General features: G+C 66.6%; 12 protein-coding genes. 7 read left to right on the forward strand and 5 right to left on the reverse strand.

Annotated features, from left to right (window positions below; all coding sequences use genetic code 11):
* Positions 1 to 143: 143 nt before the first annotated feature.
* Positions 144 to 827: a hypothetical protein gene (locus GXB81_RS25920; RefSeq protein ID WP_205990699.1), complete on the reverse strand. Its 684-nt coding sequence runs from the start codon at positions 825 to 827 to the stop codon at positions 144 to 146.
* Between the two features lie 113 nt (positions 828 to 940).
* Here GXB81_RS25920 and GXB81_RS25925 point away from each other — a divergent pair, with 113 nt between their 5' ends.
* Entirely contained in the window at positions 941 to 1,378 is a 438-nt protein-coding gene (locus GXB81_RS25925) for an MbcA/ParS/Xre antitoxin family protein (protein WP_205990700.1), read from the forward strand.
* A complete protein-coding gene (locus GXB81_RS25930) occupies positions 1,375 to 2,076 on the forward strand; it encodes an RES family NAD+ phosphorylase (protein WP_167039150.1) in 702 nt (233 codons plus the stop codon). The genes GXB81_RS25925 and GXB81_RS25930 overlap by 4 nt, the downstream gene beginning before the upstream one ends.
* 75 nt (positions 2,077 to 2,151) lie before the next feature.
* Here GXB81_RS25930 and GXB81_RS25935 read toward each other — a convergent pair whose 3' ends face one another.
* The 4 genes from GXB81_RS25935 to GXB81_RS25950 all read right to left on the reverse strand — a co-directional run bounded on the left by GXB81_RS25935 (position 2,152) and on the right by GXB81_RS25950 (position 6,850).
* The gene (locus tag GXB81_RS25935; RefSeq protein ID WP_167283638.1) at positions 2,152 to 2,889 is read right to left on the reverse strand and encodes a metallophosphoesterase; all 738 of its coding nucleotides are present in this window, start codon (positions 2,887 to 2,889) and stop codon (positions 2,152 to 2,154) included.
* A 181-nt stretch (positions 2,890 to 3,070) separates the two neighbouring features.
* Positions 3,071 to 4,510: a cytochrome c gene (locus tag GXB81_RS25940; RefSeq protein ID WP_167039146.1), complete on the reverse strand. Its 1,440-nt coding sequence runs from the start codon at positions 4,508 to 4,510 to the stop codon at positions 3,071 to 3,073.
* 20 nt (positions 4,511 to 4,530) lie between these two features.
* A complete protein-coding gene (locus GXB81_RS25945; protein WP_167039144.1) occupies positions 4,531 to 6,132 on the reverse strand; it encodes a GMC family oxidoreductase in 1,602 nt (533 codons plus the stop codon).
* Positions 6,133 to 6,205: 73 nt separating this feature from the next.
* Positions 6,206 to 6,850 (reverse strand): sugar dehydrogenase complex small subunit, encoded by a 645-nt coding sequence (locus tag GXB81_RS25950; protein ID WP_167283641.1) that lies wholly within the window; start codon positions 6,848 to 6,850, stop codon positions 6,206 to 6,208.
* Positions 6,851 to 7,197: 347 nt separating this feature from the next.
* Here GXB81_RS25950 and GXB81_RS25955 point away from each other — a divergent pair, with 347 nt between their 5' ends.
* The 5 genes from GXB81_RS25955 to glgX all read left to right on the forward strand — a co-directional run.
* Complete coding sequence (locus GXB81_RS25955) at positions 7,198 to 7,860, forward strand: DUF1345 domain-containing protein (RefSeq protein WP_167039140.1); 663 nt, start codon at positions 7,198 to 7,200, stop codon at positions 7,858 to 7,860.
* A 532-nt stretch (positions 7,861 to 8,392) separates the two neighbouring features.
* A complete protein-coding gene (locus tag GXB81_RS25960) occupies positions 8,393 to 11,893 on the forward strand; it encodes a maltotransferase domain-containing protein (RefSeq protein WP_205990701.1) in 3,501 nt (1,166 codons plus the stop codon).
* Positions 11,890 to 15,369, forward strand: a complete 3,480-nt coding sequence (treS, locus tag GXB81_RS25965) for a maltose alpha-D-glucosyltransferase (protein WP_205990702.1) — start codon at positions 11,890 to 11,892, stop codon at positions 15,367 to 15,369. Before GXB81_RS25960 ends, treS begins: the two co-directional genes overlap by 4 nt.
* Positions 15,362 to 17,572 (forward strand): 1,4-alpha-glucan branching protein GlgB, encoded by a 2,211-nt coding sequence (glgB, locus tag GXB81_RS25970; RefSeq protein WP_205990703.1) that lies wholly within the window; start codon positions 15,362 to 15,364, stop codon positions 17,570 to 17,572. The genes treS and glgB overlap by 8 nt, the downstream gene beginning before the upstream one ends.
* Positions 17,573 to 17,700: 128 nt before the next feature.
* A partial coding sequence (gene glgX, locus GXB81_RS25975) for a glycogen debranching protein GlgX (RefSeq protein WP_205990704.1) occupies positions 17,701 to 19,832 on the forward strand: 2,132 nt, incomplete at its 3' end.

A 19,832-nucleotide genomic window follows, 5' to 3' on the forward strand; every position in this document is an offset into this window, starting at 1 on the left:
TTGGCGAATGGGTTAGCGACGGGGTAACACTGCGTTCGCAAGTACGCGCTTCGCGCCCGGCACACGCCCCGTTTGCCGTCAAACAGATCGGATGGGCGACGGCACAACGCGTCGGCCGCAACACGTCCCCGCCGAAATAACGCTCAGTGAATAATCGGCGGCAACGAGCCGCTGCGAGCGGTCGCCGGATTAGGCGCAGTGCCCATCGGCGCGATGTCGCCAACGTTCACGGACGCGGCCGGCGCAGTCTGCACGGCCGGCGCGACCGGATTCGTGCTCGCCGCCACCGGATTCGCCGCGACCTTCGCGACATGCGGGCGAACCGTATGCCCCGGCGCAAAGTCCGCGTGCATCACCTTGCCCTGTGTCGATTTCGCACGCGCAAGCTGCGCATGTGGCTGCTCATGTGGCTGTGTACGCTGCTTCACGGCCTGCGCGCTCACGCCCGCATGCGCTCGGCCCCTACCCAAGGCCGCCAACTTCATGCCGCCCTTCGCAGCCCCGCTCGCCGCCACCTTTTTCGCGCCAGCGCCATGCCCCGCGAGCTTGCTGCTGTGAACGCCGCCACCCGCCGCGCCATGCGCCGCCCCGTGCCGAACGCTCGCCACCTGCTTCCCATGCGCGCCGCCGCGCTTCCCACCGGCCTTGGCCTCAGCCACCTTACCCTTCGCCCCACCCGGCTTTTGCCGCACCGCTTTCGTGACATGTCCGCTGACGACATGCCCGCTCGCCTCGGGCGGATTCCACGTTTCCGTATAACCCGCCGCCATGGCCGCTTCCGACACACACCACACGGCCAGCGCCGCTGCTACTGCTCGAACCCGCATCTCCTGCTTCTCCTGATCGACGACTGCAAAAACGAGCCGCGATTATATTCTCTTGCAAAAATCCATTTATGGACTAATATTCATTCAAAGTACATATAGGGACTCACCCGATCATGGCTCACGCTGCCCGCCTCACTCCGCCCGAGTCGCCGTTACGACGGCCCGCCCCGGAACCCACGCTCACGCAAATGTCGGCTGCGGGGCTGCGCGCGTTCTTCAACATCGCGCGCGACTGGGACCTGAACGCCGACGAGCAGATCGTCCTGCTCGGCTCGCCGGGCCGCTCGACGTTCTTCAAATGGAAGGCGTCGCCCGAAACGGCGCGCCTCGGGCGCGACACACTGGAGCGCCTGTCGCTTCTGCTCGGCATCTACAAGGCATTGCAGATTCTGCTGCCGCAACCGAGCGCCGCCGATACCTGGATCAAGCGCCCCAACAGCGCGCCGCCGTTCGGCGGCCGGCGCGCGCTGGACCGCATGCTGGCGGGCAATATCGGCGATCTCGTGGCCGTGCGCCAGTATCTCGACGCAATGCGAGGCGGCTGGGCGTGACACAAGCGAACTGGCAGGACCGCTGGACCAGCGCCGCGCTCGACTGGTCGCCCGCGTATCGCGTCATTCCAACCCGCTTTCCGGCCGTCAATCTGTTCGACCGGGTTGCTTCCCCCGAAGATTTCGACGCGCTCTACGCGCTCGAAGCAATGACCAACGACCGTCTGCGTACCGAAGTCGGCGAACTCGATCTCGTGCCGCGCGAGGAGCGCCGCTTCGGACCCGGCTACGGGCCGATCATGGCCGCGCTCACGCATCTGAATCCGCTCGGCAGCCGCTTTTCGGACGGCACCTACGGCGTGTTCTACTGCGCCCGCTCGCGCGCGACGGCGATCGCCGAAACGCGCTATCACACGGGGAAATTCCTCGCCGCGACCGCCGAACCGCCGCTACGTCAGCAGATGCGTCTCTACACCGTGGTCGCGCAAGGCACGGTCGTCGATCTGCGCCACGATGCCGCGCTCGATCCCGCCGTGCTCTCGCCGCACGACTACCTGGCCGGCCAGGCGCTCGGCCGGGCGGTGCGGCAGGCGGGCGCGCCGGGCATCGCCTATCCGTCGGTGCGCGACGGCGCGGGCGAATGCCTCGCCGCGTTTCGCACGACGCTGCTGCGCGACTGCCATCACGCGGCGTATCTGGAATACAACTGGAACGGCACGAGCGTGGATATGGTGTTCGAGCTCAATCAGGTGGGGTAACGACGAACCGCGGGCCGAAGCAAGCGGCAAGCCGCACGGCAAACGCAACGCCGTGCGGCGGAAGACGGCACACGCTCACGGCAGTGCCAGCGCCGCCGCCCCATCGGCCCGCGCTTCCTCGACCGAAATCGACCAGCGCCGCAGCGCCAGCGGCTGCACGATCGTGAGCTTGCCGTCGGGCCCGAACGCGCCGGTGTCGATAAACACCTGCGAGCCGATCTGCGTGATGTCGCGCATCGGCGTATGGCCGCAGTAGGTCAGCGACAAGCCGCGTTGCCGCAGCGGGTCGCTGTTGCCGAGCGCGAGCTCACGCCCCCATAGCAACTGCTGACGCTTTTCGGCGGAGAAATTCCCCGCGTCGAGATCGGCGTCCGAGCCGAAAAATTCGGCATGCAGAACGTTGAAGCGGTCCTTGCCGCTGCCGATCGTGCGCGCGAGCGGCAGCGTGCGCAGATGCTGCGCGTAGTGGCGCAGGCGCTCGTCGGGCACGTCCGCGGCCCATGCGCCGCCGATGCCGTACCACCACTGCCGCCGCAAACGGCCATCGGCGACCGCGCACAGCGTGTCCTCGTGATTGCCGAGCACGGCGAAGAACCACGGCTTCGCGAGCAGTGCGAGCGCCTGCTCGGAATGCTCGCCGCGATCGACGAGATCGCCGACGGAAAACAGCCGGTCGCGCGCCGGATCGAACGCGATCTGGCACAGCAGATAACGGAGCGCATCGACGCAGCCATGCAAATCGCCGACCACGAAATCGCGGCCAAGCTCGTTGGCTGCGTGATGCTGAACGACGTTGGCGGGTGTGGAATCCATCTGTTCATGATAATGCGGCGGACGCGGTATCGTATGCGCGGCGCCCATCGTATCGTTGTGTCCGAACGCGCGAAATTGTCACAAAACGATACAAGACCGGCATCGGCCCGGCACCTTCGCCCGTGGACCTCGACACGACCACGCAGCCACGGCGTCATTGCAACGCCATCGTCTCGCCGTGTCACTGCTGCGCGCGCAGCTTCGCGACCCCGGCTGCCGTCATGGTCGCCTGCGGATTGCCGAACTGCTTCGTCACGTAGTTCGTGATGGCGGCGATCTGCTCGTCGTCGAGATGGCCGCCGAACGCGGGCATCAGCACGTCCGCGTGCGACGTGGTGCGGCTCACGCCGTGCAGGATCACCAGCGCGAGATTGTTCGCGTCGCTCGCGCCGACCGTCGAATTGTGAATCAGCGACGGATACGCGCCCGGCGCGCTCGCGCCCACGCCCTCGCCGGTCCAGCTGTGACAGGTCGCGCAATTGCCGATGAACAGCTGCGCGCCGCTCACCTCGCCGCTCGCGCCAGTGATCTTCGCCCCGCGCAACGCGGTGACGTCGGCGGCGGGCGTGCCCCACTGGTGGCGCCCGCGCGTCTCGCCGCCGCTCACGGCCGGCAACGAGCGCAGATAGACGACGATCGAGCGCAGGTCCACCGGCGTCAGATACTGCGTGCTGTTCGCGACCACTTCGCCCATCGGTCCAGCCGCATTCGCGCGGCCCGGCACCGCACCCGTCGACAGATACGCGGCGAGTTCGTCGTCGTGCCAGTCGCCCACGCCGCTCACCTTGTCCGGCGTGATGTTGAACGCGTGCCAGCCCGCCTGCACCGCGCCCGAGAAGCGCGCGCTCGTCTGCAGCCCCTGCATGAAATTGCGCGGCGTATGGCACTCCTCGCAATGCGCGAGCCCTTCGACGAGATACGCGCCGCGATTCCATTCGGCGCTCTGCTTCGGATCGGGAACGAAGCGGCCCTCGTTGAAGTTGAACAGGTTCCAGAACACCATGAGCCAGCGCTGGTTGAACGGGAACTTGAGGCTGTTGGCGGGCGGCGTGTAGTGAATCGGCGTGAGCGTGTTCAGGTACGCGCGAATCGCGAGCACGTCCTGATCGGTCACGCGCGTATAGGCCGTGTAGGGAAACGCCGGGTACAGCCGCTCGCCGCCCTTGCCGATGCCTTCGTGCATCGCGCGCATGAAGTCGGCGTCGCTCCATTGGCCGATGCCGGTGTCGGGGTCGGGCGTGATGTTCGGCGTGACGATCGTGCCGAACGGCGTGCTGATCGGCAGGCCGCCCGCGAACGGGCGCGACTTGTCCGCGGTATGGCAGGCCGCGCAATCGGCGGCGCGCGTCAGGTACTCGCCGCGTTTGACGAGATCGCCGTTGGCGGCGGAGCCGGCGAGCACGGCGGCCCCGGCATCGGACGCCTGCATGGCGTCGTCGGCATGGGCCTGGGTGATCGGCAATTCGTCGCTCAATGGCTCGCCCGGGCCGGACACCTCGCGCCACGCCATCGACAGCGCGAACAGCGCGAACGCGACCGCCAGCGCGGCGCCAAAGCGGCGGCGCCGCGCCGCATGTCTGGGCGCTGGGTCCGGCCGCGCGCGCGAGAGATTCTTCAGCATGGTGGCTCTCCGGTCGGGGCTCAGATTTCGCGCTTGAGTTTGTCGGCCAGCTTCAGCGACAAGGCCGCGATCGTCAGCGTGCAGTTCACCGAGGCCGCGGTGGGCATCACGCCGCTGCTGGCAATGAACAGATTCGGATGATCGTGCGTGCGGCAGTCCGCGTCGACGACCGAAGTCGCCGGATCGCTGCCCATGATCGTCGTACCCATGATGTGATTGTTCGGCGCGAAGGTATCGTCGAACGAGATTTCGGTGCCGCCGAACAGCGCCGCGATCCGCGCATAGAGTTCGTGCGTGTTGGCCGCGCTCTTCTTCACGTAGTCGTTGATCGAGTAGTAGATCTCGGGCTGCGGAATGCCGAGCGCGTCCTTGTGATCGGCCGACGGCACGATGCGGTTCTGCGGCTCCGGCAGATGCTCGTGAAAGCTGTTGATGTTGAGCGTGCGCGCGGCGCGGTCGCGAATCTGCCGGTCGAGCTCCGCGCCGGTCAGGCCTTTTTTCAGCAGGTCGGCGGTCACGCTCATGGTCGGCACGCCGTTCGACAGATGCAGCTTCTTCGACGCGTAGTCGGAACGGAACGCGCCATCGCGGAAGTTGACGATCGAGGTCATCTCCATCGGTCCGCGGCCGGGCCACAAGGGTTCGTTGGCGAGGAACGTGACCCCGGTGCCGGGGTGATCCATGAGGTTGCGGCCCACCTGGTCAGAGCTGTTGCCGATGCCGTGCGCGAATTTATCGGAGCTCGACATCAGCATCAGCTTCGGCGTTTCGATGCCGTTCGCCGCGAGCACGAACAGCTTGCCCGTCACGCGCGTGCTGTTGCCGTTCGGGTCCTTGTAGTGGACCGCGGTGATGAGCCCTTTGTCGTCCGCCTCGACGCGATACGCGACCGCCTCGGGAATCAGTTTCGCGCCGGCCTGCTCGGCCTTTTCCGCGTGGATCACGCCGTTGTACATCGCCGCGATCGGACAGATCGGCATGCAGTTGTTGTTGCCGCAGCAGGTCGGCCGCGCATCGTAGGGGCGGCTGTTGCGCGCGACCGGTTCGGGCACGACCTTGAAGCCCTGCGCGTTGAGCACGTCGCTGAAGCGCTGGTCCATGTACGAGAGCGGCAACTGCTGCATCGGATACGGCTTCGAGCGCGGCGAACCGAGATCGATCGAACTGTCGGGCCCGGACACGCCGAGCTGCACTTCGGCCGCCACGTACCACGGTTCGAGCGTTTCGTACGGATACGGCCAGTCGCGCCCGACGCCATAGCGCTTGTGCAACTGGAAGTCCGAGGGCAGCAGCCGCCACGCGGCGGCTGCCCAGTGCCACGTGGTGCCGCCGACCAGCCGCACATATTGTGAGTTGTACGGATAATCGCCCTTCTGGATCAGATAGCCGTTCGCGGGCGAGTACTCCGGATGCGGCGCATAAGGCGTCGACGGATACGGCGTCGCGAAGTCGGACTTGGCCGGCGAATTGCGGAAGTTCTCGACGATCTGCCAGCGCGGAATGCGCGGCCCGGCTTCGAGCAGAATCACCGAGGCACCGGCGAGCGCGAGTTGATGCGCGACCAGACTGCCGGCGACGCCCGAGCCGACTACGACGATATCGGCGGAATGTGTGTTTGCCATCGTTGCCCTCTTCAGCGCCCTTTCTGCCGCGCTTTTCTTCGCTTTTTTCCTTGCTCCGCGCGCGCAACGCCGCTCAGGCGGACGCCGGCTTCTGCGTCCAGTAGAACGGCACGTCGCGGCAATAGGACGGAATCGTGAGCACGTCCTTGACCGGCTCGAACATCAGCGCCTTTTCATAGGCGACCACCTCGACATGCGGCATCTCGCCGACGAGACCGAGATACCACGCGCGCATGATCGCGCCGACCGACTTCGCGAGCGCGGGCTGGTCGCTTTGCAACACCTGCGTCACGGTATCGGACGGCACGCCGCCATGAGCCTGCAGCCACGTATTGAGCGCGGCGACGTTCTGCGCGAACTGGTTGTCGGATTGGGCGAGTGCGTCGTAGACGCGTTGGCCGAGCACGGCATCGAAGCCGCTGCGGCCCGTGAGGTGCCGCGAGAGCGCGAGGAAGGCATCGAGCCCGCCGCCGGCGGAAGGCGCAGCGGCGGCACTGGCGGCATCGGCGAAAGCGGGGGCGATCCACGACAGCGAGCGGTTCGCGCCCGCAAACGCGAGCGCCGCAGCCGCCGTGCACGAGCCGAGCACCCAGGTCCGGCGTCCAGCCGACGACGGCCCTGGCCCGCCCGGCGGATGTATCACGTTGCGATACGATGGTGCGCGAGGCCGAGGCGTCACGTCGCGGTGCGCATCGTTATTCTCAGCAGCATCTGTCATTGGGGGCTCCAGATGATGAGTCATTCTCAACGAGCAGCGAGGCAATGGCAGGGTGCCGCTCGCGTGCTGCTTCAGTTGCTCTCTTCCCCAAACCTGGTCTTTGCGCCGCTCGAGCGGTCTCGTGTTTGCGCGTGACGTTCGCACGCACCGCATGCAGCATCTTGCGCGCCGCGCTGCATGCGATATCGCGACGGCAACCGCGTGGCGGTGTCTGCCAATCGCCTTTCAACTGAAAGCGGCGTGCAAGGCCACTGCGAAAGACTATAGCCTGTGATCCGCCGATTCGACAAATGATCTGCGCCGCGCGAGTAAAATTCGCGACAGCAACCGTCATTCATCCCGACCACATGTTCATGAAATACTATCCGCAGGTTCTTCGCAATCGTCCGCGCACGGTCATCGGTCTTTTCATCGGCATCGTCGTTGCGCTTCTCGTGCCCGCGCATACGAGTTCGATGGCGCGCGCGTTGATCGGTTGGGACGCGGCCGTCTGGAGCTACCTGCTGATGATCTGGCTGCACATGGCCCTCGCCGACGAGAACCGCGTGCGCGAACGCGCGTTGAGCGACGACGAAAACGCGGGCGTCGTGCTGTTCGTGATCTGCCTCGCGACGGTCGCGAGCATTGCCGCGATCGTGCTCGAACTCGCCTCGGCGAAGGGCACGGCGGGCGCCTCGACCGCCTGGCACTATCTGCTGACGGGTCTGACGATGTTCGGCGCATGGTTTCTGATTCCGACGATCTTCACGCTGCACTACGCGCGGCTCTACTACGACACCGACGCACACGAAACCGCGCTGCTGTTTCCCGATCACAAGCTCACGCCGAACTACTGGGACTTCCTGTACTACTCGTTCACGATCGCGGTCGCGTCGCAAACCTCCGACGTGGTGCTGCGCTCGCGTTCGATTCGCCGGGCCACGCTCGCGCAATCGATCCTGTCGTTCTATTTCAACGTCGCCGTGCTGGGCTTGTGCGTGAACATCGCGGCAGGCCTGCTCGGTTCGTGAGACGGTCTGCATGGGTTTGCATGTGGCGTTCGCATGAACTTCATGCGAACGCCACATGCGTGCCACACAGTCCGAACACTCCGCTTTTTGCAGCACGCGCCGAAGCATTGATCCGCTGCGTGTAAAACCCGCACGGCACCCGCCCGTTTTACACGCTGGCAGCCGGCGCGCTACGCATGCCATGCGCACTTCATCGCACGCGACCGGCTTGCGCGCAGTCCCGTGCGGACTCCCGCGCACCTCCCCTCGACACTCGCCCCCGCCGCTGCCCCGTCCTCTGCCTCGTCCTCGCGAGGCCCTCATTGGCACAACGCTTGCTCCCTTCCGCCACGAGTGCTGAGCAGCCTCGTGCAACCGGCATCTGGCGTCGAAACACCCGCGACTGGCCAGCGGCGTGACGATCTATGCACTACATTTGACCAGTACGCGCCCTCGCTGACGCCTGCGTGGTATCCGCCCGGGAAGCCCGATGAGCGCTGTGATCGCATGCCATTGCATCCACACCGCAGCAGGACAACTCTGGAAACGACCGATGGAATCTCCAAACGGGTACGCGCCACGGATTTATTTTTTCCATTCGCTTCTCGTCGGGCCGCTCGATGCCTGGCCCGCGCAGTTCGCTCACGCGGCCGCGCTGGGCTTCGATCATGCGTTGATCGGCGGCCTGTTCGAGCCCGGCCAGGCCGGTCATGGGCAAGTGGTCGGCAATCATGCGCGGCTGCATCCGGTGTTCGAGGCGAAGCAGCCGGCTCACGACGCGCTGCGCTGGCTCGCCGATGCCGCGCGCCGCAACGGCCTCGCGTTGCTCGTCGATCTCGTGATCGACCGCATGGCCGCCGACGGCGCGCTTTACGCCGACCATCCGGAGTGGTTCCAAGCGCGCGAATCCGCTGAAGCGCGGCTCGATCCGCGTCACGCGCATCGTGAGGACAACGTCGCCTACGCGAACTTCGACGACCCGGCGACGAGCGCCGCGCTAACCGTCTGGTGGACGCAGCAGTTGCTCGCGCTCGCCGATGCCGGCGTCGCCGGCTTCCGTTGCGACTCGCCGCATCGCGTGCCGGCCGGCGTATGGCGGCATCTCGGCGAGGCGGTGCGCGCGAAGCATACGCACGTGCGCTTTCTCGCCGCGACGCCGGGCCTCGCGCGCGGCGATCTGCCCGCGCTCGAACCAGCCGGCTTCGACAGCGTGTTTTCCTCGGTGCGCTGGTGGGACTTTCGGGCAAGCTGGATGGCCGAGGAACACGCGGCGCTCGCGCGGATCGGCACGCCGATCGCGTTTCCCGAAGCGCCGTACGGCACGCGCCTCGCCGCCGAATTCGGCGACGCGCACGACGCCGCGCTCGTCGAGCGCGCGTACCGGCGCGCGCTGTTCACGTCAGTAGCGATCGGCAGCGGCTGGATGATGCCGATGGGCTTCGAGTACGGCCTTACCGAACCGTTGTCGCAAACACGGGGCGATGCCGCACAGTTCGCGCTCGCGGCGCAGGCGCGGCGCTTCGACCTGACAGCCGCGATCACGCAGGCCAACGACATCGCGCGCCATACGCCCGTGCTGCACGCGAACGGTGAATTGCGCCCGCTCTCCGGGCCCGACGCGCCGGCTGCGGTGCTGCTGCGCGCCGAGCAGGCCGATCTGCGTGATGCGAGCGAGGCCATGCTGATCGTCGTCAATCCCGAACTCGGCGCGCCGCTGCGCGTCGATCCCGCGCGCTTCCTCGCGGGCGTGCCGGGCGGCTTCACGCGCTTTGCGCCGCTTTTCGCACCACCTGTTGCACCACCTGTCGACGCTCCCGCTGCGCATACCGAGGCGCAACAGGAGAGTCAACCCGCGGCGCTCGCACCGTTCGCGCTCGCGCCTGGCGCCGTGCGGCTCTGGCGCGCGTTCGCCGAGCAGCCGATCTGTCTCGCGCCGCCGATCGACAAACCGAACAGCCAGCACAGCGGCCACAAGACCGTGCTCGAAGCAATCGACGCGCCGCGCGTCGCGATCGAAAGCGTCTCGCCGTCGGTCGAGCAGGGCCGCTTCGCGGCGAAGCGCAGCGTCGGCGAGCGCGCCGAGATCGGCGCGGCAATTTTCGCCGAGGGTCACGACAAGATCGCGGCCGCCGTGCTCTGGCGCGCCTCCGACGAAACCGCGTGGCACGAAACGCTCATGTCGCCCGCGCCGCCGGCCGGGCTCGACTTGTGGAGCGCACGCATTCCGCTCGAACGGATCGGCCGCTACGAGTTCACCGTGATCGCCTGGCGCGACGACTTCGCCTCGCTCGTCGAGCACATCGAGAAGAAGCTGAAGGCGGGGCAGACCGTCGAGATCGAAATCGACGAAGCCGCGCATCTGTTCGCGCTCGTGCTCGCCGAAGTCGAAACAGCCGACGGCGCGCAGAAGCAAGCGCTCGAGCGGATCGTGCGCGACTTCACGAAGGCCGGCGCCGAACAGAAGCTCGCGCTGATCCTGGCGCCGGCCACCGCGCAGGCGATGACGGCCGCGCGCCATCGTCCGTTCCTGAGCCGCGACCCGGTGATCTACAGGATCGACGCGGAACGCACCGCCGCGCGCTTCGCAAGCTGGTACGAAATCTTCCCGCGTTCGATGAGCGACGACGAAGCGCGCCACGGCACCTTCGCCGACGTCACGGCGAAACTGCCGCGCATCCGCGAGATGGGCTTCGACGTGCTGTACTTCCCGCCGATCCATCCGATCGGGCTTGCGAACCGCAAGGGCCGCAACAACACGCTGACCGCGCAGCCCGGCGATGTGGGCAGTCCGTATGCGATCGGTGCGGCCGAAGGCGGCCACACCGCCGTGCATCCGCAGCTCGGCACGCTCGACGACTTCAAGACGATGCTCGCCGCCGCGCACGGGCACGGCCTCGAAATCGCACTCGACTTCGCGATTCAATGCTCGCCCGATCACCCCTGGCTGAAGGAGCATCCGACATGGTTCGCGTGGCGTCCCGACGGCACGCTGCGCTATGCCGAGAATCCGCCGAAGAAGTATCAGGACATCGTCAATCCCGACTTCTATGCGCGCGACGCGAAGCCCGGCCTGTGGCTCGCGCTGCGCGACGTGATCCTGTTCTGGATCGAGGCGGGCGTGCGCATCTTCCGCGTCGACAATCCGCACACGAAGCCGCTGCCGTTCTGGGAGTGGATGATCGGCGACGTGCGCGCGCGCTACCCCGACGCGATCTTTCTCGCCGAAGCGTTCACGCGGCCGCGCATGATGAACCGGCTCGGCAAGATCGGCTTCTCGCAGTCGTACACGTACTTCACGTGGCGCGAGTCGAAGCGCGATTTCATCGAGTACATGACCGAACTCACGCAAACGGGCGCGCGCGATTTCTACCGGCCGAACTTCTTCGTCAACACGCCCGACATCAACCCGCGCCATCTGCAGGCGCAGGGACGCACGGGCTTTCTGATTCGCGCGGCGCTCGCCGCGACGCTGGCCGGCTTGTGGGGCGTGTATAGCGGCTTCGAACTGTGCGAAGCCGCCGCGTTGCCGAACAGCGAAGAATATCTGGATTCCGAAAAGTATCAGTTGCGCGCATGGGACTGGCAGCGGCCCGGCAACATCGTCGGCGAGATCACGGCATTGAACCGGATTCGCCGCGCCAATCCGGCGCTGCAATCGCATCTCGGCCTCACGTTCCTCACCGCGCACAACGACCACATCCTGTTCTTCGAGAAGGCCACCGAGGCACGCGACAACGTGATCGTCGTCGCAATCAATCTCGATCCGTTCAACGAACAGGGCGCCGATGTCGAGTTGTCGTGGGACACGTTCCAGCGCTGGCATCTGCACGATCACGGCGCGCTCGACGTCACCGACCAGATGAGCGGCGCGCGCTTCGAATGGCACGGACGCTGGCAGCACGTGCGGCTCCGCTCGGGGCAGCCGTTCTCGATCTGGCGCATCGCACCGCTCGGCGGCCTGCCCGCCGAGCGTCCGCAGGAGACCGACCCCGATCCGGACAGCGCATCTCACGCAGACGCTGGCAACCCAACCTGGATGGAAGGTGGAACATGAAGCGTGACGATCCCGCCCAAACCGCGCACGAGGCACAGACGGCCGCGGCCGCCGGCAGCGCCAAGGCGCACCCCCATGCACGCCGGCGCGGCAAGCCGGCCACGCTGAGCGACGATCCGCTCTGGTACAAGGACGCGATCATCTACCAGGTGCACATCAAGTCGTTCTTCGATGCGAACAACGACGGCGTCGGCGATTTCCCCGGCCTCATCGCCAAGCTCGACTACATCGCCGAACTCGGCGTCAACGCGATCTGGCTGCTGCCGTTCTATCCGTCGCCGCGCCGCGACGACGGCTACGACATCGCCGATTACCGCAACGTGCATCCCGACTACGGGCACCTCTCCGACGTGCGGCACTTTATTCAGGAAGCGCACGCACGCGGCATCCGCGTGATTACCGAGCTGGTCATCAACCATACGTCCGACCAGCACCCGTGGTTCCAGCGCGCGCGCCGCGCGAAGGCCGGCTCGAACTATCGCAACTACTACGTGTGGTCCGATACCGATCAGAAGTACCTCGATACGCGCATCATCTTCATCGACTCGGAGCCGTCGAACTGGACCCACGATCCGGTCGCGGGCGCGTATTTCTGGCATCGCTTCTATTCGCACCAGCCCGACCTGAACTTCGACAACCCGGCGGTCATGAAGGAAGTGCTGCAGGTGATGCGCTTCTGGCTCGACATGGGCATCGACGGGCTGCGGCTCGACGCGGTGCCGTACCTCGTCGAACGCGAAGGCACCAACAACGAGAACCTGCCGGAAACGCATGCGATCCTCAAGAAGATTCGCGCGACCATCGACGCCGAATACCCGAACCGGATGCTGCTCGCCGAAGCAAACCAGTGGCCCGAAGACGTGAAGGAGTACTTCGGCAACGAAGACGAATGCCATATGGCGTTCCACTTTCCGCTAATGCCGCGCATCTACATGTCGATTGCGAGCGAGGACCGCTTTCCGATCACCGACATCATGAAGCAGACGCCGGACCTCGCCGAATCGAACCAGTGGGCGATCTTCCTGCGCAATCACGACGAACTCACGCTAGAAATGGTCACCGATTCCGAGCGCGATTATCTGTGGAACACCTATGCGAGCGATCGCCGCGCGCGCCTCAATCTCGGCATTCGCCGCCGCCTCGCGCCGCTGATGGAGCGCGACCGCCGCCGCATCGAGCTCATCAATTCGCTGCTGCTGTCGATGCCGGGCACGCCGGTCATCTATTACGGCGACGAACTCGGCATGGGCGACAACATCCATCTCGGCGACCGCGACGGCGTGCGCACGCCGATGCAATGGTCGTCGGACCGCAACGGCGGCTTCTCGCGCGCCGACCCCGAGCAGCTGGTGCTGCCGCCCGTCATGGGTTCGCTCTACGGCTTCGACGCGGTCAACGTCGAAGCGCAAAGCCGCGACCCGCATTCGCTGCTGAACTGGACGCGCCGCATGCTCGCGACGCGGCGCGCAAAGCAGACCTTCGGGCGCGGCACGATCCGCTTCCTGAAGCCGGAGAACCGCAAGATTCTCGCGTATCTGCGCGAGATGCCGGGCGAGCCGCCGATCCTGTGTGTCGCCAATCTCTCGCGCGCGCCGCAGGCGGTCGAACTCGACCTGTCCGAATTCAACGGCACCGTGCCGATCGAAATGACCGCCGATTCGGTGTTCCCCGCGATCGGCCAGCTCACCTATCTGCTGACGTTCCCGCCGTACGGCTTCCTGTGGTTCCTGCTCTGCGAGGGCAGCCAGCGTCCGACGTGGGCGCAGGCGCATTCCGAGCCGCTGCCCGAGTTCGTCACGATCGTGATCCGCGAAGGGCAAACCGGCCCGACGCCCGAGAACGTGCGCCTGCTCGAATCGGAAGTGTTGCCGTCATGGCTGAGCCGGCGCCGCTGGTTCGCCTCCAAGGATCAGAAGATGCACGCGGTGCGGCTCGCCGCGTTGACCACGATTCCGAACGGCGGCTTCGCGTTCACCGAAATCGAGGTGGACGTCGGCGCTCATACCGAGCGCTATGTGGTGCCGATCGCGCTGACGTGGGGCGGCGAAACCACCACGCCGCTGTTCCTGCAACTGGCGCTCGCGCGCGTGCGGCGCGGCCGCAACGTCGGCTATCTGACCGACGCGTTCTCGCTGCCGATCTTCGCGCACAACGTGCTGCGCAAGCTGCGCGAACGCGCGGTCGTGCCGACCGTGCAGAAGAGCGAGATCCAATTCCTGCCGACCGGGCGCTTCGCCGAACTCGACGCTCTCGGCGAGCGGCCCGAGATTCGCTGGCTCGCGGCCGAGCAGAGCAACAGCTCGCTGATCGTCGCCGATGCCGCCGTGCTGAAGCTCGTGCGCCGGCTCGTCAGCGGCATTCATCCGGAAGCGGAAATCAGCCGCTATCTGACGCAGCTCGGTTATGCGAACACGGCGCCGCTGTATGGCGAAGTGGTGCGCGTCGATCCCGAGGGCGTGCCGCATACGCTCGCGATCCTGCAAGGCTATATCGACAATCAGGGCGACGCGTGGAACTGGTCGCTCGATTATCTGCGCCGCTCGGTCGACGAACTCGCGATCGCGATCGACACCGATACGCAAACCGCGCCCGATCGCGACAACGAGGCGATCCTGCTGGACGGTTACGGCGAACTCGCCGGCATCATCGGCAAACGGCTCGGCGAGCTGCACGTCGCGCTCGCGAGCCCGACCGACGACCCCGCATTCGCGCCGGAACCAGCCAGCGCCGAACACGTCAAGGCATGGGTCGACGCAACGCAGGCGATGCTCGCGAGCGCGCTCGATCTGCTCGCGCCGCGCATTGCCGACCTGCTCGATGCCGACACCAAAGCGCTCGCGCAAAGCCTGCTCGACCGGCGCAAGCGGCTCGTCGCGGCGGTCGGCGGGCTCGTGTCCGGCGCGGCGGGCGCGTTGCGCATCCGCATTCACGGCGACTTCCATCTGGGCCAGGTGCTGGTCGCGCAGGGCGACGCGTATCTGATCGACTTCGAGGGCGAGCCCGCGCGTTCGCTCGAAGAGCGTCGGCAGAAATCGAGCCCGCTGCGCGACGTGGCCGGTCTGATGCGTTCGTTGTCGTATGCGAGCGCGGCCGCGCAATCGACCACCGAGAGCGCGCCGCAACAGACCGCGGACCGCAAGCGCGCGCTGTTCGAACGCTTCCGCGTGCAAGCCACGGAAACGTTCCTCGCCGAGTACCGCGCGATCGTCGAACAGGCGCCGACATCGCTCGTCGCGCCCGAATCCGAGCAGGCGCTGCTCGACCTGTTCCTGATCGAGAAGGCCGCCTACGAGATCCGCTACGAAGCGGCCAACCGGCCGACGTGGCTCAGCCTGCCGGTGCGCGGCCTCGCGGCGCTCGCGGACCGCCTGCTCGGCACCCCCGGCACGCTGCCGGGTCACGATCCGTCGAATCCATCCAGCGAGGCGCCGCGCGACGCTGCGCCGCCTAACCCGGCCGAGGGCGACTATGAATGAGCATGATCCGGCCGCTGGCCTGCAACCGGTCGATATCGACGCGCTCGTCGAAGCGCGCCATCCCGATCCGTTCTCGCAACTCGGCCCGCATCGCACGGACGCCGGACCGGTCGTGCGCGCGCTGCTGCCGAACGCCGCACACGTCAGCGTGATTGCGCGCGCCGACGGCGCGACGCTCGGCGAACTCGAACCGTTGCGCGGGGGATTGTTCGCGGGCCGCGTCGCGTCCGCGCAACCGTACCGCTTGCGGATCGACTGGCATGGCGTCGTGCAGGAAGTCGAGGACACCTACTCGTTCGGTCCCGTGCTCGGCGACGAACCACTCGAACGTCTCGCGCGCGGCGATCCGTATGCGGTGCTCGACTGTCTCGGCGCGCGGCCGATCGACATGGACGGCGTGCCCGGCGTGCGCTTCGCGGTGTGGGCGCCGAACGCGCGGCGCGTGTCGGTGGTCGGCGACTTCAACGCATGGGACGGGCGCCGTCATCCGATGCGGCTACGCCATCAAGCCGGCGTGTGGGAACTGTTCGTGCCGCGCGTGGGGCCGGGCGCGCGCTACAAGTACGAACTGCTGTCGCGCGACGGTCATCCGCTGCCGCTGAAGGCCGACCCCTGCGCGATGCAGACCGAAAGACCGCCGGGCACGGCATCGGTCGTCGCGTACGTCGACGAGGTCGAGCAGTTTCCGTGGACCGACCACGACTGGCTTCAAGCCCGCGCCGACCGGCAGACCGCGAGCGCGCCGCTCACGATCTACGAAGTGCACGCCGAATCGTGGCTGCGCATCGCCGAACAAGGCCAGCGCGGCCTCGACTGGGACGAACTCGCCGAGCGGCTGATTCCCTACGTGACGAGCATGGGCTTTACGCACCTCGAGTTCATGCCGATTGCCGAGCATCCGTTCGGCGGCTCGTGGGGTTATCAGCCGCTCGGGCAGTTCGCGCCGTCCGCGCGCTTCGGCAGGCCCGAGCAGTTCGCGCGCTTCGTCGATCGCGCACACGAAGCCGGGCTCGGCGTGCTTCTCGACTGGGTGCCCGCGCATTTTCCGAACGACGCGCACGGTCTCGTCGACTTCGACGGCACGCCGCTCTACGAGCATGCCGATCCGCGCGAGGGCTACCACCAGGACTGGAACACGATGATCTACAACCTCGGCCGCAACGAGGTCAGCGCGTTCCTGATCGCCTCGGGTCTCGCGTGGCTCAAGCGCTATCACGTCGACGGCCTGCGCGTCGACGCGGTGGCCTCGATGCTCTATCGCGACTATTCGCGCGCGGCCGGCGAGTGGGTGCCGAACCTCTACGGCGGCCGCGAGAATCTCGAATCGATCGCGTTCCTCAAGCGCCTCAATCACGAAGTCCGCTACGTGCCGGGCGTGCCCGGCGCGATCACGATCGCCGAGGAATCGACCGCCTGGCCCGGCGTGACCGCGCGCCTCGACGACGGTGGCCTCGGCTTCGACTTCAAGTGGAACATGGGCTGGATGCACGACACGCTGCACTACCTGCACGAAGACCCGGTGTATCGCCAATACCATCATCACGACATGACGTTCGGCATGGTGTACGCATATTCGGAGCGCTTCGTGCTGCCGCTCTCGCACGACGAGGTGGTGCACGGCAAGGGCTCGCTGCTCGGCAAGATGCCCGGCGACCGCTGGCAGCGTTTCGCGAATCTGCGCGCGTATTTCGGTTTCATGTGGACGCATCCGGGCAAGAAGCTGCTGTTCATGGGCGGCGAATTCGGCCAGATGGCCGAGTTCGATCACGACGGCTCGCCGCACTGGCATCTGCTCGACGATACGCTGCATCACGGCGTGCAGCTGCTGGTGCGCGATCTGAACCGCCTGTACCGCGACGAGTCCGCGCTGCATCGGCTCGACAGCGAACCGGGCGGCTTCGAATGGCTGATCGGCGACGACAGCGCGAACAGCGTGTTCGCGTATCGCCGCACCGACGGCGCGGGCGCGGAGTGCGTCGTGCTGTGCAACATGACGCCGGTACCGCGTCTCGGCTATCGGCTCGGCATGCCGCGCGGCGGACACTGGAGCGAAGTGCTGAACACCGACGCGAGCGTGTACGGCGGCTCGAACATGGGCAACGGCGGCCGGATTCACGTCGACCATGTGCCGAGCCACGGCCGCCCGTACTCGGCCGCGCTGACGCTGCCGCCGCTCGCGACGATCGTATTGCGCGCGGATTGACGAAGCTGCCGCACCACGGGCGCGCGGTTCGCGAGGACTCGCAGGAAACTCGCCGGAACATGCGCCACGCGCCCGTGGCATGAAAACCCGGGCTTCGCGCTCATAAGTCAGAACAGGAAAGGGGAACCATGTCGCATGCCATGCCCGACCGGCTGCTGCCCGGCGCGCCGTATCCGCTCGGAGCGAGTTGGGACGGCCTCGGCGTGAATTTCGCGGTGTTCTCCGCGAACGCGCAGAAAATCGAGCTTTGTCTGTTCGATCCCACCGGCCGCAAGGAGATACGCCGCTTCGCGCTGCCCGAATGCACCGACGAAATCTGGCACGGCTATCTGCCGAACGCGCATCCGGGCACCGCGTACGGCTTTCGCGCGCACGGGCCGTATCAGCCGCAATACGGGCATCGCTTCAATCCGCACAAGCTGCTGCTCGATCCGTATGCGCGCAAGCTCGTCGGGCAATTCCGCTGGTCCGATGCCCTGTTCGGCTTTCGCATGCATTCGAATCGCGCGGACCTGTCGATCGACCGGCGCGACTCGGCGCCCGCGATGCCGAAGTGCGTCGTGATCGACGAGGCATTCGACGCCTCGCACGACCGGCGCCCGGACGTGCCGTGGGGCGACACCGTGATCTACGAAACGCACCTGCGCGGCACCTCGATGCTGCGCGCCAACCTGCGCCAGCACGAACGCGGCACCTTCGCCGCGCTGGCCTCGCCCGAGTTCATCGAGCATCTGCTGAAGCTCGGCGTGACAGCGGTCGAACTGCTGCCCGTGCATGCGTTTCTGAACGACCGTTTTCTGGTCGAGCGCGGGCTGCGCAACTACTGGGGCTACAACACCGCCGCGTTCTTCGCGCCGGAGCCGTCGTATCTGAGTTCGCACCGGCTCAACGAAATGCGCATCGCGGTGCGGCAGTTGCACGCGGCCGGCATCGAGGTGATGCTCGACGTGGTCTACAACCACACCTGCGAAAGCAACGAAATGGGACCGACGATCTCGTGGCGCGGGCTCGACAACGCGAGCTACTACCGGCTGATTCCCGGCGACGAGCGCCACCACATCAACGACACCGGCTGCGGCAACACGCTGAACCTCGCGCATCCGCGCGTGCTGCAGATGGTGATGGATTCGCTGCGCTACTGGTCGAGCGCGTTCAACATCGACGGCTTTCGCTTCGATCTCGGCGTGACGCTCGGGCGCGAGAGCCACGGCTTCGATCCGGGCTCGGGCCTCTTCGACGCATTGCGCCAGGACCCGCTCCTGTCGCAGCGCAAGCTGATTTCCGAGCCGTGGGACATCGGCCCCGGCGGCTATCAGCTCGGCAATCATCCGCCCGGTTTCAGCGAATGGAACGATCGTTTTCGCGACACCGTGCGGCGCTTCTGGCGCGGCGACGCGGGCCTGCGGCCCGATCTCGCCGCGCGCCTGACGGGCTCGGCCGATCTGTTCAACCGGCGGCACCGCAAACCGTGGGCGTCGATCAACTTCATCACGTCACACGACGGCTTTACGTTGGCCGATGTCACCGCTTACGAGCAGAAGCACAACGAGGCGAATCAGGAAGACAACAACGACGGCCACAACGAGAATTGCAGCCGCAATTGGGGCGTGGAAGGCCCGAGCGACGACCCCGCGATTCTCGCCACGCGCCGGCGTGTGTCGCGTTCGCTGATCGCGACGCTGCTGGTCGCGCTCGGCACGCCGATGCTGCTGGCCGGCGACGAGGCACTGCGCACGCAGTTCGGCAACAACAACGCGTATTGCCAGGACAACGAAATATCGTGGCTCGACTGGCCGCTCGCGGATTCGCCGGAAGGCCGGCGCATGACCGAGTTCGTTGCGCGCATGGTCGCGTTGCGCAAGCGCCATCCGCTGCTGCGCGAAACGCGTTTTCTGTTCGGTGACCGCGAGGTGCTGCCGGGCCTGTTCGACGTCGGCTGGTTCGACGAGCACGGCGACCCGCTCACGATCGAAGCCTGGGAAGACCCGGAAGGCCGCGCGTTCACGTTGCGCCGCGCGGGTCCGGGCCTGAATGGCGAAACGGAAGTATTGTTACTGATGCTCAACGCGCACGAGGAGCCGCGGCAGTTCGTTCCGCCCGCCCCGCATCTGGAATGGCACGTGCTGTTGGACACGGCGGCCCCGGACGACGCGCCGCGGCGGCTCGCCACGGCCGAAGTCGAAGTCGGCGCGCACACGCTCGTGATGCTGGCCGCGCAGCCGAGCGGCGAGGCGGACTGGCAGGCCGGCTGGAAAGCCGG

The sequence above is a fragment of the Paraburkholderia sp. Ac-20336 genome (genome assembly GCF_017105025.1).
Classification (GTDB): Bacteria; Pseudomonadota; Gammaproteobacteria; order Burkholderiales; family Burkholderiaceae; genus Paraburkholderia.